Below are 15,584 nucleotides of genomic sequence, written 5' to 3' on the forward strand. Positions count from 1 at the left end.
CTCCCTTCCAAGGGAGAGGGAGGGGCCCGCCGCCAAAGGCGGTGGGAAGGGTGACGGTGAAAGCGACTTTGCTACGCGAGACCCCATGCCCGACCTGAAGACGATCCTTTCCGCCAAGTACCCGCTGACGCTCGCCGGCGTGCCGAGCGGCTTCCTGCCCTGGATGCTGGCCGATGTCGCCCGGGCCAGCCGGATGGCGGTGTTCGTCGCCGCCGACGAGGCGGGCATGCGCGCGGTGGCGAGCACTGCCACCTTCTTCGCCCCCGAGCTGGAGGTGCTCAGCTACCCCGCCTGGGACTGCCTGCCCTATGACCGCGCCAGCCCTACGCTGCGGGTGATGGCGGAGCGACTTGCCACGCTCCACGCGCTCCAGGGCAAGAGCGACAAGCCCCGCCTGCTCGTCACCACGGTGAATGCCGCGACCCAGCGTACGCTCACCCCCTTCCGCATTCGCCAGCTGGTCGCGCGGCTTGCCCCTGGCGAGCGGATCGGGCTCGATAAGCTTGCCTATCTGCTCCAGGCGAACGGCTATGTCCGCGTCGAGACGGTCAACGATCATGGCGAGTTCGCGGTGCGCGGCGGCCTGGTCGACCTGTTCCCCAGCGGTGCCGAACAGGCGCTGCGGCTCGACTTCTTCGGCGACGAGATCGAGAGCGTCCGCACCTTCGACCCGCAGGACCAGCGCACCACCGGCCGGGTCGACGGCTTCACCCTGCTCCCCGCCAGCGAGGCGCTGCTCGACGAGGAGAGCATCAAGCGCTTCCGCAGCGGCTATCGCGACCGCTTCGGCGCCACCGCGACCGGCGACCCGCTCTACCAGGCGATCAGCGAAGGCCGTCGCCTCGCCGGCATGGAGCATTGGCTGCCGCTGTTCGAGGAACGGCTGGAGACGCTGTTCGACCACCTGCCCGACCATAGCGTGATCGTCCGCGACAGCGGTGCCCCAGCCGCCGCCGAGCAGCGCTTCGAGGCGATCAAGGACTATCAGGAAAACCGGATCAAGGCGCAGTCGGCCGATCCGGGCAGCTATCGCCCGCTCAAGGCCGGCGACCTCTATCTGCTCGCCAAGGAATGGCAGGCGCAGGTCGATTCCCAGCCGATGCACTTGGCGACGTCGTTCCACGAGCCGGAGTCGGACCGCGTGGTCGAGTTCGGCGTCGACGGCCCGCGCGACTTCGCCCCCGAGCGCGCCGCCGGCAGCAATGTCTATGAAGCGGTGGTCGCGCACCTCAAGGCGGTGCGGGCCCAGGGCAAGAAGCCGGTGCTCGCCAGCTATTCGATCGGCGCGCGCGAGCGGCTGAAGGGGCTGCTCGAGGATCACGGCCTCACCGGCGCGGTGCCGGTCGATGGCTGGCAGCCCGCACTCGGCGTCGCCAATCCGAACGGCAGCGGGCTGCAGGTCGCGCTGCTGGTGCTGCCGCTCGACCATGGCTTCACCACCCCCGACGTCGCGGTACTCACCGAGCAGGACATGCTCGGCGACCGGCTCGTCCGCCGCGCCAAGCGGCGCAAGAATACCGACGCCTTTCTCCAAGAGCTGGCGACGCTCTCGCCCGGTGATCTCGTCGTCCATCTCGATCACGGCATCGGCCGCTATGAGGGGCTGACCCAGATTCCGGTGCAGAAGGCGCCGCACGATTGCGTCGCGCTCGAATATGCCGGCGGCGACAAGCTCTACGTGCCGGTCGAGAATCTCGAAGTGCTGAGCCGCTACGGCTCGGGCGAGGAAGGCGCTGCGCTCGACCGCCTCGGCGGCGAAGCCTGGCAGCGCCGCAAGGCGCGGATGAAGGAGCGGATCCGCGAGATCGCCGGCGAGCTGATCGCCACCGCGGCCTTGCGCGCCACCCGCGGCGCCGAGATCGCCGAGCCCGATCATGGCGGCTACCCCGCGTTCGTCGATCGCTTCCCCTTCGAGGAAACCGACGACCAGGATCGCGCGATCGGCGACGTGCTGGGCGACCTTGCCGCCGGGCGGCCGATGGACCGGCTCGTCGTCGGCGATGTCGGCTTCGGCAAGACCGAGGTCGCGCTGCGCGCCGCCTTCGTCGCGGCGATGGCCGGCATGCAGGTGGCGGTGGTGTGCCCCACCACCCTGCTCGCCCGCCAGCATTACAACAACTTCAAGGCACGCTTCGAAGGCTTCCCGCTCGAGATCGGCCGCCTCTCGCGCCTCGTCACCGCGGGTGAGACCAAGAAGGTCAAGGACGGACTCGCCGCGGGCACGATCGATATCGTCGTCGGCACGCATGCGGTGCTGGCCAAGAACATCGACTTCAAGCGGCTGGGCCTCGTCATCGTCGACGAGGAGCAGCGCTTCGGGGTGACCCACAAGGAGCGGCTCAAGGCGCTCAAGACCGACGTCCACGTCCTCACCCTCACCGCCACCCCGATCCCGCGCACGCTGCAGATGGCGATGAGCGGGTTGCGCGAACTGTCGGTGATCCAGACCCCGCCGGTCGATCGCCTCGCGGTGCGCACCTATGTGATGCCATGGGATCCGGTGGTGCTGCGCGAGGCGCTGCTGCGCGAACATTATCGCGGCGGGCAGAGCTATTTCGTCACCCCGCGCATCGCCGACCTGCCCGAGATCGAGGAGTTCCTTCGCAACGAGGTGCCCGAGGTGCGCTATGTCGTCGCGCACGGCCAGATGTCCCCCACGGAGGTGGAGGAACGGATTTCCGCCTTCTACGACCGCAAGTTCGAGGTGCTGGTCTCGACCACCATCGTCGAGAGCGGGCTCGACATCCCGAGCGCCAACACGCTGATCATCAACCGCGCCGACAAGTTCGGCCTCGCTCAGCTCTACCAGCTGCGCGGCCGGGTCGGCCGGGCCAAGACCCGCGCCTATGCTTATATGACCACCCCGCCCCAGCGGCAGATGACCGAGGCGGCGGAAAAGCGTCTCAAGGTGCTGTCGGACCTGGAGAGCTTGGGCGCGGGCTTCCAGCTCGCCAGCCACGATCTCGACATTCGCGGTGCGGGCAACCTGCTCGGCGACGAGCAGTCGGGGCACATCAAGGAAGTCGGCTACGAACTCTACCAGTCGATGCTGGAAGAGGCGATCATGGACGCCAAGGCCGGCGGCATCCGCGACGACAGCCGCCCGAAGGACCTGTCGCCGCAGATCACCGTCGACGCGCCAATCATGATCCCCGAGGACTATGTCCCCGATCTCGACCTCCGCATGGGCCTCTATCGCCGCCTCAACGAGATCGAGGATACCGACGGCATCGAGAGCTTCGCCGCCGAGCTGATCGACCGCTTCGGCAAGCTGCCCGAGCCGACCGACAATCTGCTGCGGCTGATCGAGACCAAGCTCAACGCCAAGAAGGCGTGCATTGCCAAGCTGGACCTGGGGCCGAAGGGCGCGCTGGTGTCGTTCCACAACGACAACTTCCCCAATCCAGCAGCGCTGATCGCCTATGTCGAGAAATTGGGCGAAACGGCGCGGCTGCGGCCGGATATGAAGCTGGTGATCAACCGCGCCTGGGCGAACCCCGCGGCTCGGCTGCACGGCGCACTGCAACTCTCCCGCGGACTGGCACGCGCCGCGGGCTGAGCCGGCTCAGCTACTGTGATCGGCGATGATCTTCCACCCGCCGGCTTCGTGATGCAGCACGACGCTGGTGGGGCCGGAGGCGCTGTGCCCGTCCGGATAGCGTAGCGTATAGCGGCCGATGTACAGCGCAAAGTCACGCCCGAGCGGACGATAGTCGAGCCGCTCGATCGTGAGCACGCCCCGCTTGGCGGGATCGGTGAAGTCGTACTTGGTCTGGTAGCGGATCTTCATTGCCGCCTTGCCCCGTACGATTCCCTCGCCCGCGATGAAGCTGGTGGTCGGATCGTCGGAATATATGTTCAGGAATCGGTTGATATCACCTGCGTTCCACCCGGCCACACTCTGCGTCATCGCCCTATCCACCGCGCTGTTTTGCGCATCTGCGGCTATCAGAGACAATAGTAGCAACATCGTGTTCCCTTCCCTTCCTCTTGCATTTGGCCGCTTGCAAGACCCGCCGCGGAATGATGCTGCACCCAGCTCCAACACGAGGGCCAGTGCGCAAGCATAGCTAAAAGGCAAATGGCGCCTAAACCATTCCGCTTGCGCACCGGTATTCTACTTAGCAGCACCACCCGTCCCTTGGTACATACTATGATGCTGTAAACCAGCCTGTCGCACCTCCGGATGCGGCGGGTTACAAGGCAGGAAAGGACGCACCCGGTGCCCGAACAGATCACGTCGCGGCTCAGCTTCATGGAAATGGACGAAGCACAGCGCAACACGCTGCGTGCTACCCAGCCATGGGTCGAAGCGACCTTGGGCGATGCGCTCGACCGTTTCTATGCACGCGCGTCGGCCACGCCCGACACCGCCCGCTTCTTCCGCGATCGGGCGCATATGGGCCAGGCCAAGGCAGCGCAGGAAAAGCATTGGGCGCGGATCGCCGCGGGCGAGTTCAACCAAGACTATTACGCCAGCGCCCGTCGCATCGGCTCCACCCATGCGCGCATCGGCCTCGAGCCGCGCTGGTATGTCGGCAGCTATGCGATCGTGTTGCAAGGCCTGATCGCCGGTGTGCATCGGTTCAACAATCCGCTCAAGCGACTGCTGCGCCTGTTCCGCGGCCCGAGCACCAAGGAAGCGACGATCGCGCTGGTGAAGGCCGCGCTGCTCGATATGGAAGTCTCGTTGTCGATCTATTTCGAGGAAGCTCAGGCCGAGCGCAACGTCGCCATCACCGCGTTCGAGAATGCGCTCACCGCGCTGGCGGAGGGCGATTTGACCAATGAGCTGAGCGGCCTGCCGGACAGCTTCGCCGCGCTCGAGAAGAGCTACAACAAGACGCTGAACCGCATCCGCGAGATGATCAGCTCGGTCAGCGACGGTACGATGCGGATCCGCTCGGGTATCAACGAAATCTCGCAGGCGGCCGATGATCTTTCGCGGCGCACCCAGGGCAACGCCGCAAGCCTGGAAGAGACCACCGCCGCCGTCTCGCAGATGGATGCGCGGTTCCGCTCGACCGCCGAGGCCGCGCGCCACACCGTCACCCGGGCGGATCAGGCGCTCACTACGGTCGGCCAGGGGCGCGCCATCGCAGACGAAGCCTCGCAGGCTATGGGCCGCGTTTCGGAAGCCGCCAAGGGCACCGACAGCGTGATCGAGGGACTCGACAAGATCGCGTTCCAGACGCGCGTGCTCGCCATGAACGCCGCGGTCGAGGCCGGGCGCGCGGGCGAAGCAGGCCGCGGCTTCGCGGTCGTCGCGGATCTCGTCTCGGCACTCGCGATGCGCGCCGAGGAAGAGGCTGGCCGCGCCCGGGAGCAACTCACCATGACCCAGGCCGAGATCGTCGTGGCGGTGGATGCGGTGCAGAAGGTGGACGGCGCGCTCGCCAACATCTCGGGCGATGTCGGCCAGGTGCACGATCTGCTCGGGAGCATGGCGCGGGACAATGGCGCCCAGTCCACCGCGATCAGCGAAATTTCGAACGCCGTCGGCGCGATGGACCGCGCGACGCAGCAGAACGCGGCGATGGTCGAAGAGACATCCGCCGCGGCGCAGAACCTCGCCAACGAAGTGGGCGACCTCGCCAACCTCGCCGGGCAGTTCCGTACCGAAAAGGCCGGATCACGGTTTGGCGGCTACCGCCCGCTACCCGCTGCGGCCGTTCCCGCGCTTACCCGTCCCGACCTCTGACGGCTACGTCGGCGCTCACCAGTCGCGCACCAGCGCGGCGAGCGCCGGCACGTCGATCGGCGGCGAGCAGAGGAAGCCCTGGAAATACTGGCAGCCCTCCTTGGCGAGCAGGTCCAGCGCCGCCTCGGTCTCGACGCCCTCGGCGACCACCGCCAGCCCCAGCGAGCGCGCCATGTCGATAACCCCGCGCACGACGATCCGGTCGCGTGGCGAGCCGGTGATCTCGTTGGACAGCTTCTTGTCGATCTTGAGATAGTCGAGCGGCAGCGCCTTCAGATAGGCGAGGCTCGAATACCCCGTGCCGAAATCGTCGATCGCCACCCGGCACCCCGCCGTGCGCAGGCCCGAGAGCAGCGCCGCGGCTTCGCTGAGATCATCCATGATCCCGCTTTCGGTGATCTCCAGCGTCAGCCGCTGGCGCGGGAAGCCCGTGGCATCCACCCAGCGCAGCAGGCTCTCGCCAAAGCCCGGCCGCCCGACATCCCCCGCGGTGACGTTGATCGACAGCCGCAAATTGCTCAGCGAGCGCGGCCAATGCGCGGCGATGGTAAGCGCCCTGCGCTGGACATGCTCGCTGAGCACCCCCACCAGTCCCGCACGATCGGCGGCGGCGAACAGCGGCTCGGCGCCGATCTCGCCATGCTGCGGATGCTGCCAGCGCGCGAGCGCCTCGACACCGGTGATCTGCCCGGTGGCAACCGCGACCTGGGGCTGGAACAGCACGCCGATCTCGCCGCGCTCAATTCCCCGTCGGAGGTCACCGATCAGCGATTCGATCGATGGCCCACTGCCCGGCCGCGCTACGCCCTCGCCGAGCAGCGTCTCGCTGGCGCGCCGTAACAGACTGGCGGCACCATCCCCGGCGACGCTTTCGGTAAGCACCACCTTGGCACCGAGATGGACCAGTTCGCCCGCCGCGACGAAGGGACGGGCCAGCGCCTCCTCGATCTTGCGCGCGGCGGCACGCAGCGCCGGCGTCCCCGGGTCCACCGCGGCGGCCAGGAAATCCGATCCGCCGATTCGCGCGACGACCACCTCGGATCCAAGCGTTTCGCGCGCTGCTTCGGCAACGCGGCGTGAAATGCTGCGCAACAGTTCGTCGCCGGCAGGGCGCCCATAGGCGGTATTGATCGTGTCGAAGCGAGTGAGGCCCACCAGCACCAGTCCCACTCGCTGGCCCTTCTCCATCGCGCGATCGATCCAGCGCCGCGCGCTGGGTGCATCGCGGGCGCCGGTCAGCACGTCGCGCACCGCCGCGCCCGCGTCGGGGGTCATCCCCAACGGCTCGACCAAGGCGTCTATCTGACCGGTTTCGGCGTCATATTGCAGATGCTGGACCACCCGGCCCTTGCCGGGCAGGTCGTGCGCGAAGGCAGTCGATCCCGCCTCGCGCAGTCGCCGGAGGGCCGCCCATGCAAGCCGTCGGTCCGAAAGCGCGAGCCGGCCGAACAGCGCGCGCGGGCCAGGCGCTTCGGGCAGGTCGAGCAATTGGGCGAGCGCCGGCGTCAGCTCGATCGAGCCGGCCGTCGGGTCGAATCGCCAGCCAAGCGGATTGGTATTGCTCGCCCCCTGCCCGGCCCAGCCCGAAAGCCGCTCGACATAGCGTTCGGCGAATCGGATCGCATGCGCGATCGCGGCAGACGACATCGGGCTGCCGAGGAAATGCGTCGCGCCCGCGTCGTAGAAGCGCCCCATATGGACGGTATCACTCTGCGAGACGAGGATCAGCATCGCGGCGCCATAGGCCTTCACGGTAGGCCCGAGCAGCCGGGCCGCATCCAGCCCCTCGGTCATGGCGCCGCGCGCATCGATCACCGCGACCGAGGCGCCGCTGGCCAGGAATCGGGTCTCCAGCCCTTCGCTGCGCCGCGCCGCCACCACCCGCCAGCCCCCGCCCGCGGCGGCGGCGGCCACTTCGTCACGCTGGCGGAACGAGAGGACGAACACCGGCACTTCGGGGACAGGCGCGGTGCCCTGAACGATCGTGAACCCTTCTTCCATGCCACCTTCGATAGCGGCTCGTTGCGCGCTCCGCCATCCAAGCCTTGTGCAGCGCGGGTCTACGCCTTACCTCCGCCTTCTATGGCCAGCGCACCCGCCCTCGCGACGCCGCCCACGCTGGTCGATCGCCACAACCGCGCGATCCGCTATCTGCGTATTTCCGTCACCGATCGCTGCGATCTGCGGTGCCGCTATTGCATGGCGGAGCACATGACCTTCCTGCCGCGGGAGGCGGTGCTCAGCCTGGAAGAACTGGCCGCCATTGCCGGGCGCTTCGTCGACCGCGGCGTCACCAAGATCCGGCTGACCGGCGGCGAACCGCTCGTCCGCCGCAACATGATGGCGCTGGTCGAGCAGCTTGGCGCTCGCATCGGCGACGGGCTCAGGGAACTGACCCTCACGACCAACGCGACGCGGCTGGCGCAATATGCCGGCCAGCTTTTCGCTGCGGGCGTGCGGCGCATCAATGTCAGCATGGACAGTTGCGATCCCGAAACCTTCCGCTACATCACCCGCCACGGGGACGTCGCACAGGTGCTGGACGGCATCGCCGCGGCGCAGGACGCTGGGCTGCGCGTCAAGATCAACATGGTCGCGTTGCGCGGGCTCAACGAAGACGAGATCGCGCCGATGCTTGCCTGGGTCGCGGCCAATGACATGGACCTGTCGCTGATCGAGACGATGCCGATGGGCGTGATCGACGAGGATCGTGCCGATCGTTTCCTGCCGCTGCCCGAGGTGCTGGCGCGGTTGAAGCGCGACTTCGACCTGGTCGCCGATTCGCACGATAGCGGCGGTCCTGCGCGGTACTGGCGCGTCGGCGGCAGCGACAGCCGGCTGGGGCTGATCTCCCCGCTGACCAACAATTTCTGCGCAAGCTGCAACCGCGTACGGCTCTCCACCGACGGACGGCTGCACATGTGCCTGGGGCATGAGGATTCGGTGGACCTGAAGGCGGCGATTCGCGCAGGCGGGCTCGACGCGGTCGACGAAGCGATCGATCGTGCGCTGGCTGCCAAGCCCGAGCGGCATGATTTCCGCATCGAGGCGGGCGCGGCGCCCGCGGTCTCGCGCCATATGAGCGTTACCGGCGGATGAGCGAGGGGAAGCGGCGCGCTTTGCTCGCCTCGCCCACCGCCCCGGCCCAGACCGCGGCGGAGGAACTGCGCCAGACCTATGACTGGGTGCCGATCGAGGAGGCCGAGGAAGTGGTCGCCCTCGGTGGCGATGGCTTCATGCTGCAGACGCTGCACGCGATGCTGGAGCGGCGGCGGCTGATGCCCGTGTTCGGGATGAACCTGGGCACCGTCGGCTTCCTGATGAACGACTGGGGCCTCGACGGGCTGGTCCAGCGGCTCGACCGTGCGCGGCCCTTTCGCGTCGCCCCGCTGGCGATGACCGCGACGACCGTCGAGGGCGAGACCTGCGTGCTCCCCGCGATCAACGAAGCGTCGCTGCTGCGCGAGACGCGACAGACCGCCAAGCTCGAAGTCACCATCAACGGCCGAATCGTGATTCCCGAGCTGGTGTGCGACGGCATCCTGGTCGCGACCCCCGCAGGCTCTACCGCCTACAATTTCTCGGCGCAGGGCCCGATCCTGCCGCTCGGCTCGGCACTGCTCGCGCTCACGCCGATCAGCCCCTTCCGCCCCCGCCGCTGGCGCGGGGCGATCCTGCCCGAGAAGACCCGCATCGATATCCGCGTGCTGGAAGCCGACAAGCGCCCGGTAAGCGCGGTGGCCGATCAGCGCGAGATTCGGGAAGTTTGCAGCGTCCATGTCGAGATCGACCGCGTGCGCGACCTCACCTTGCTGTTCGATCCGGAGCATGCGCTCGACGATCGAATAACGATGGAACAATTTATTGCATAAAACCTCTTGCGCCTTTCGAAAACCCGGTGCTAAAGGCGCGCCTCCCGACGCGGTGACCCACCGCTTCGGGGTTGACCAGAGTGGTCCCCGATAGCTCAGCGGTAGAGCATTCGACTGTTAATCGAATGGTCGTAGGTTCGAATCCTACTCGGGGAGCCATCTCTAGTCTGCCGGTTCGAAGGCGAAGTGATCCCGGATCTGCCGGTCGAAATTACTTCCCTTCGACGCCGCCGTGGCAAGGCCTGCCACCACCATTTCCGGTATCTTCGAAGTAGCGGTAGCGCAGCCCACTCGTGAACGTCACGTCGTGCCAGCGGGTATCACCCGTATAGCGCCACGTTCCAATGCATGTGCGTCAAACGCAATCGACCCCGCCTGTGTTGCGCTTGCGACTCGCCGGTGCCGCTGCGATGCTGGGACGATGGAAAATTTGGACGCTTTCATCGCCGGCCTGCCCAAGGCCGAACTACATCTCCACATCGAAGGCAGCCTCGAGCCCGATCAGATGTTCGAATTCGCCCGGCGCAACGGCGTGGCGATCCCCTACGACAGCGTCGAGGCGGTGCGCGCGGCCTATCAGTTCTCGAACCTGCAGGATTTTCTCGACATCTATTATGCCGGGGCCGACGTGCTGCGCACCGAAGCCGATTTCCGCGACCTCGCGCTCGCCTATTTCGAGCGCTCCGCCGCGGACGGCGTCCGCCATGCCGAGATTTTCTTCGATCCCCAGACCCACACTCATCGCGGCATCGCGATGGGCACCGTCGTCGAAGGCCTGCTCGCGGGCATGGCCGAGGCTGAGGCGCGCTTTGGCATCACCTCGCAGCTGATCCTTTGCTTCCTCCGCCACTTGGACGAGGAAGACGCGTTCAAGACGCTGGCAGCGGCCGAGCCCTGGCTCGACCGCATCGCCGGCGTCGGCCTCGATTCGTCCGAACTCGGCCACCCGCCGTCTAAGTTCGCGCGCGTCTTCGCCGCCGCCGCCGAGAAGGGCCTGAAGCGCGTCGCCCATGCCGGCGAGGAAGGCCCCGCCGCCTATGTCCATGAGGCGCTGGACCTGCTGCAGGTCGACCGGCTCGACCATGGCAATCGCAGCCTCGACGATCCCGCTCTCGTTGCCCGACTGGCGCGGTCGAGCATGACGCTCACCGTCTGCCCGCTCTCCAACGTCAAGCTGTGCAACGTCGAGACGATCGACGCGCACCCGATCGATCGGATGCTCGAACTCGGCCTGCGCGCGACGGTGAACTCGGACGATCCCGCCTATTTCGGCGGCTATGTCGGCGAGAATTACCGTGCCGTCGCTTATGGCCGGAGCCTGACCCGGCAGCAGCTCGCCACCCTCGCCCGCAACAGCTTCCTCGGTTCCTTCCTGCCCGACCAGGCGGTGGCGACGCATCTTGCGACGATTGACGCCTGGGTGGCGGAAGCGGCGTGATGGGCGAGATCGTCTTCACCCACTTCACCCATGACCAACTCGTCGCTGGTGTCCATGCGATTGCAGGCGCGGTGGCGGACTGGTCCCCCACCCTGCTGGTCGGCGTCGGCCGCGGCGGGCTTACCCCGGCGGTGTATCTCTCGCACCGGATCGGGCTGCCGCTCGTCTCGATCGACTATTCGACCCGCATCGCCCAGTTCGCCGAGGAACTGGTCGCGGTACTCGCCAAGCGTACCCGCGACGGCGAGCGGCTGCTGTTCGTCGAGGACATCAACGACAGCGGCAAGACCATCGGCGAACTGCGCGTCGCGCTCGCCGCCGAGGGTGCGGTGGCTGGGCAGGTGCGCTTCGCCGTGCTGCTCGACAATGTCCGTTCGTCGCAGCGCGTGGAATATGGTGCCGAGACCATCGATCGTGCCGTGCAGAAGGACTGGTTTGTCTTCCCTTGGGAGGCGATGGCGCCGCAGACCAGCCTTAATGCCGATGCGCATGCGGTGCCCGACCGCATCGCTTAACAGCTACCGTTCAGCAACCGTCAATCGCGCCTGTGCCACGCCTCGCCGCGTGAACGCACGGAGAGTTTCGCCGGCTCGCGCGTTCGAGGGGCATTCGGCGACGTTACTGTTTGGAAGGGTCGAAGGAACAATGCCAATTTCATCTCAGAAGGGCCGGCGGCTGGCAGCACTCGGCCTGATGGTCGCGGGCAGCCTCTCGCTCGCATCGTGCATGACCGCGACGCCGTACCAGCCCGCCTCGGCGAACGGATCGGTACGCAACGGCTATTCGGACGAGCAGATCGAAGACAATCGCTTCCGGGTGAGCTTCTCGGGCAACAGCCTGACCTCGCGCGAGACGGTGGAGCGCTATCTGCTGTATCGGTCGGCCGAGCTGACGCTGCAGAGCGGCTATGACTATTTCCTGCTCTCCAATCGCGATACCGAGAAGAAGACGCAGACCTATGCAACGCCGGGCATCGGTGGTGGGGGCTTTGGCGGCCCCTGGGGCTATTGGAACCCCTATTGGCGCTATTACAGCCCGCGTTTCGGCTGGCGCAGCTGGGATCCGTTCTGGGGCGATCCTTTCTTCGACCGCAATGTCGATATCCGCACCGTCGACCGCTACGAGGCGATGGCGGAGATCGTGATGGGCAAAGGTCCCAAGCCCGCCGACAACATCCGCGCCTTCGATGCGCGCGAGGTGAAGGAACGGCTGGGTCCCAAGATCCAGATGCCGCAGACCCGCTGATCGCGGGCAGCGGAGAAGCAGAAAGGGCGGCGCCGGGACCACCGGCGCCGCCCTTTTCTTATCTCCCCTCCCGCTTGCGGGAGGCATCGGGAGGGATCGACGTGCAAGAAGCGCAATGCCGCTTCATCCCCTTCCCTAGCCCCTCCCGCAAGCGGGAGGGGCCGTACATGGTTACGCCACCTGGCCGTGGCAGTGCTTGTACTTCAGCCCCGAGCCGCACGGGCACGGCGCGTTGCGGCTGACCACGCCCTCCCACTGCGACGGATCGGTGCCGTAATCGTCGCCCGCCGGCTGCGGGATGCCGAGCGGTGGCAGGCGGGTGGTGACCAGGCCGGCCGAGCCGCCGTCCCAGTCATTGGTGTTGTCCATCCCCGTCAGCGGATCGATGTGGGTGGTCAGGAACGCCGGCAGCTCGGGCAGCTCGGGCGGCGGCGCCATGCGGAACTGGGCGAAGGCCATGGTGCGCGTCACGTCCTCGCGGATCGTGTCGAGCATCCGCTGGAACATCGAAAACGCCTCATGCTTGTATTCGTTGATCGGCGTCTTCTGCGCATAGGCACGCAGGTGGACGACTTGGCGCAGCGCGTCGAGCATCGCGAGATGCTCCTTCCAGTGATGGTCCAGGTTCTGGAGCAGGATCGACTTCTCGATCGAGGTCCAGGTTTCCGGCTCGAGGTCCGCGGCCTTCTCGGCGATCGCAGCATCGGCAGCCGCGCGGATGCGCTCTTCCAGAATCTCCGGGTCGATCGCTTCCTCGTTCTTCACCCATTCGTCGACCGGCAGGTCGAGATCCAGCGTATCGGCCAGCCGCTCCTTGAGCGCGGCGATGTTCCACTGTTCGGGATAGCTGTTCGGCGGACAGGCCTCGCCGACGATCGCATTGACCGTCTCGTGGCGCATGTCCTCCACCACATGACCCACCGTATCGGCGTCCATGATGTCGGCACGCTGCTCATAGACCACCTTGCGCTGGTCATTCATCACGTCGTCATACTCGACGACCTGCTTGCGCACGTCATAGTTGCGCGCCTCGACCTTGCGCTGCGCGGTCTCGATCGCCTTGCTCAGCCAGCGCGACGGCGGCATCGCCTCGCCATCCTCTAGGCTGGAGCGCATCATCCGCGAGAACAGCGTGTTCGAGCCGAAGATGCGCAGCAGGTCATCGTCGAGGCTCAGGTAGAAACGGCTAAGGCCCGGATCGCCCTGGCGACCCGAGCGGCCGCGGAGCTGGTTGTCGATGCGGCGGCTTTCGTGGCGCTCGGTGCCGAGCACGAACAGCCCGCCCGCGGCCTTGACCTGCTCCTTCTCGGCGGCGACCTCGGCCTTGATCCGCTCGATCGCGGCGTCGCGCTCGGGGCCGTCGGGCATATCGCGCAGCTCGTCGGCGACGCGGAACTCGACATTACCGCCGAGCTGGATGTCGGTGCCGCGGCCCGCCATGTTGGTCGACACGGTGACCATGCCGAGGCGGCCCGCCTGCGCGACGATATGCGCCTCGCTCTCGTGGAAGCGCGCGTTGAGCACCTCGTGCTTCACGCCCTCGCGATGGAGGAATTCGGACAGCAGTTCGGACTTCTCGATCGAGACGGTGCCGACCAGCACCGGCTGGCCGCGCTCGGCATGCGCCTTGATCGTCTTGGCGATGCCGGCGAACTTGTCCTCGGTCGACTTGTAGAAGGTGTCTTCCTCGTCGACGCGCTGCACCGGCAGGTTGGTCGGGATGGTGACGACGTTCATCTTGTAGATGTCGTAGAACTCGGCAGCTTCGGTGGACGCGGTGCCGGTCATGCCGCCGAGCTTGGGGTACATGCGGAAATAGTTCTGGAAGGTGATCGAGGCCAGTGTCTGGTTCTCGGGCTCGATGTTCACGCCTTCCTTGGCTTCCACCGCCTGGTGCAGGCCGTCCGACCAGCGGCGGCCGTCCATCATGCGGCCGGTGAACTCGTCGATGATGACGACCTTGCCGTCCTTGACGATGTAATCGGTGTCGCGCTTGAACATCACGTTCGCACGGAGCGCCTGATTCAGGTGATGCACCACCTGGGTGTTCTCGAAGTCGTAGAGGTTCGCGCCGACCAGCACGCCGGCTTCTTCGAGCAGCCGCTCGACCGTCTCGGTGCCCTCTTCGGTCAGCACGATGGTGCGCTGCTTCTCGTCCTTCTCATAGGTCGAGGCATCGAGCTGCTTCACCACCGCGTCGACGCTCATGTAGAGCTCCGAACGGTCGTCGGTGGGGCCGGAGATAATCAGCGGGGTGCGCGCCTCGTCGATCAGGATCGAGTCGACCTCGTCGACGATCGCGTAGTTGAAAGGACGCTGCACCATGCTCGCGCGGTCGTACTTCATGTTGTCGCGCAGATAGTCGAAGCCGAACTCGTTGTTCGTGCCGTAGGTGATGTCCGAGGCATAGGCGTCGCGGCGCTGCTGGTCGGACAAATTGGGCACGATCACGCCGGTGGTGAGGCCCAGGAAGCCATAGACCTGCGCCATCCATTCGGCGTCGCGGCGAGCGAGATAGTCGTTGACGGTGATGACGTGTACGCCGTCGCCGGGGAGCGCGTTGAGATAGGTGGCCAGCGTCGCCACCAGCGTCTTGCCCTCGCCGGTGCGCATCTCGGAGATCTCGCCGCGATGGAGCACGATGCCGCCGATCATCTGCACGTCATAGTGGCGCTGGCCGATCACCCGGCGGGCCGCCTCGCGCACCGTGGCGAAGGCCTCGGGCAGCAGGTCGTCAAGCTTGGCGCCATTGGCCAGCTGCTCGCGGAACTTGATCGTCTGCTGCGCCAGCGTGTCGTCGCTCATCGCCTGAAGCGTCGGCTCGAAGCTGGCGATCTTCTGGACGATCGGATTGAGCGACTTGACGTAGCGATCGTTGGACGAACCGAAAAGCGACTTGGCAATACCGCCGAACATGCGAATTCCTGACCTGTTTGGATGGGATGCGCGACGGCTGCCGGACGAAGCGGAGCCATCACGGGCGCACCGCGCACGCGCGCGGCGACGAAAGGAAGAAGGGCCCGAACGCCCGGGCCGGAAAGGCTATTCGCGCCGCTGCTCGAAGGCGAGGCGAAGCGCAGGCCGCGGCGCGGCGGCGACGTGGAATACCGGAATCGTCCCGACCCGCACCAGCGCGGGGAGCGCCGCCGCAGCGGCGACGATATGGCGCGAGGGTTGCACGGTTGCCTGCGCGGCCTCCGCCACGCGCACCACCGCCACGCCCTGCATCGAACGCACATCGCCCCGGCCCGACACACCGGTCAGGCTCGCGAAAAGCGCAGTAAGGAGTAGCAGCAGTTCCAAGCGAAACCCTGTGGTACACGGTGAT

11 protein-coding genes and 1 tRNA gene are annotated in these 15,584 nt (G+C 66.6%); 8 read left to right on the forward strand and 4 right to left on the reverse strand.

What is annotated here, in order from left to right:
* The first annotated feature begins 85 nt into the window (after positions 1-85).
* On the forward strand, positions 86-3,559 hold the full coding sequence (gene mfd / locus RT655_RS03380) for a transcription-repair coupling factor (RefSeq protein WP_313534979.1): 3,474 nt from the start codon (positions 86-88) through the stop codon (positions 3,557-3,559).
* 6 nt (positions 3,560-3,565) lie between these two features.
* Here mfd and RT655_RS03385 read toward each other — a convergent pair whose 3' ends face one another.
* Positions 3,566-3,970: an SgcJ/EcaC family oxidoreductase gene (locus RT655_RS03385; RefSeq protein ID WP_313534980.1), complete on the reverse strand. Its 405-nt coding sequence runs from the start codon at positions 3,968-3,970 to the stop codon at positions 3,566-3,568.
* A gap of 285 nt (positions 3,971-4,255) precedes the next feature.
* Between RT655_RS03385 and RT655_RS03390 the strand changes: the two genes are divergently transcribed.
* Positions 4,256-5,701, forward strand: a complete 1,446-nt coding sequence (locus RT655_RS03390) for a protoglobin domain-containing protein (protein ID WP_409530258.1) — start codon at positions 4,256-4,258, stop codon at positions 5,699-5,701.
* Between the two features lie 15 nt (positions 5,702-5,716).
* On the opposite strand, the gene RT655_RS03395 is transcribed toward RT655_RS03390, so the two are convergent.
* A complete protein-coding gene (locus RT655_RS03395; protein ID WP_313534982.1) occupies positions 5,717-7,702 on the reverse strand; it encodes a bifunctional diguanylate cyclase/phosphodiesterase in 1,986 nt (661 codons plus the stop codon).
* 81 nt (positions 7,703-7,783) lie between these two features.
* Between RT655_RS03395 and moaA the strand changes: the two genes are divergently transcribed.
* From moaA to RT655_RS03425, 6 genes are all read left to right on the forward strand, one after another.
* Positions 7,784-8,800: a GTP 3',8-cyclase MoaA gene (gene moaA, locus RT655_RS03400; protein ID WP_313534984.1), complete on the forward strand. Its 1,017-nt coding sequence runs from the start codon at positions 7,784-7,786 to the stop codon at positions 8,798-8,800.
* Entirely contained in the window at positions 8,797-9,573 is a 777-nt protein-coding gene (locus RT655_RS03405) for an NAD kinase (RefSeq protein WP_313534985.1), read from the forward strand. The genes moaA and RT655_RS03405 overlap by 4 nt, the downstream gene beginning before the upstream one ends.
* A gap of 84 nt (positions 9,574-9,657) precedes the next feature.
* A tRNA-Asn gene (locus RT655_RS03410) sits at positions 9,658-9,732 on the forward strand.
* A 262-nt stretch (positions 9,733-9,994) separates the two neighbouring features.
* On the forward strand, positions 9,995-11,011 hold the full coding sequence (locus RT655_RS03415; RefSeq protein WP_313534986.1) for an adenosine deaminase: 1,017 nt from the start codon (positions 9,995-9,997) through the stop codon (positions 11,009-11,011).
* Positions 11,011-11,526 (forward strand): phosphoribosyltransferase family protein, encoded by a 516-nt coding sequence (locus RT655_RS03420; protein WP_313534987.1) that lies wholly within the window; start codon positions 11,011-11,013, stop codon positions 11,524-11,526. Before RT655_RS03415 ends, RT655_RS03420 begins: the two co-directional genes overlap by 1 nt.
* 130 nt (positions 11,527-11,656) lie before the next feature.
* Entirely contained in the window at positions 11,657-12,256 is a 600-nt protein-coding gene (locus RT655_RS03425) for a CC0125/CC1285 family lipoprotein (RefSeq protein ID WP_313534988.1), read from the forward strand.
* A 171-nt stretch (positions 12,257-12,427) separates the two neighbouring features.
* Here the strand turns inward: RT655_RS03425 and secA are convergent, their stop codons facing one another.
* The gene (gene secA / locus RT655_RS03430) at positions 12,428-15,172 is read right to left on the reverse strand and encodes a preprotein translocase subunit SecA (protein ID WP_313534989.1); all 2,745 of its coding nucleotides are present in this window, start codon (positions 15,170-15,172) and stop codon (positions 12,428-12,430) included.
* Positions 15,173-15,298: 126 nt separating this feature from the next.
* The gene (locus RT655_RS03435) at positions 15,299-15,559 is read right to left on the reverse strand and encodes a hypothetical protein (protein WP_313534990.1); all 261 of its coding nucleotides are present in this window, start codon (positions 15,557-15,559) and stop codon (positions 15,299-15,301) included.
* Positions 15,560-15,584 lie beyond the last annotated feature (25 nt).

Origin of the sequence: Sphingomonas sp., from assembly GCF_032114135.1 — a bacterium.
Taxonomy (GTDB): Bacteria; Pseudomonadota; Alphaproteobacteria; order Sphingomonadales; family Sphingomonadaceae; genus Sphingomonas.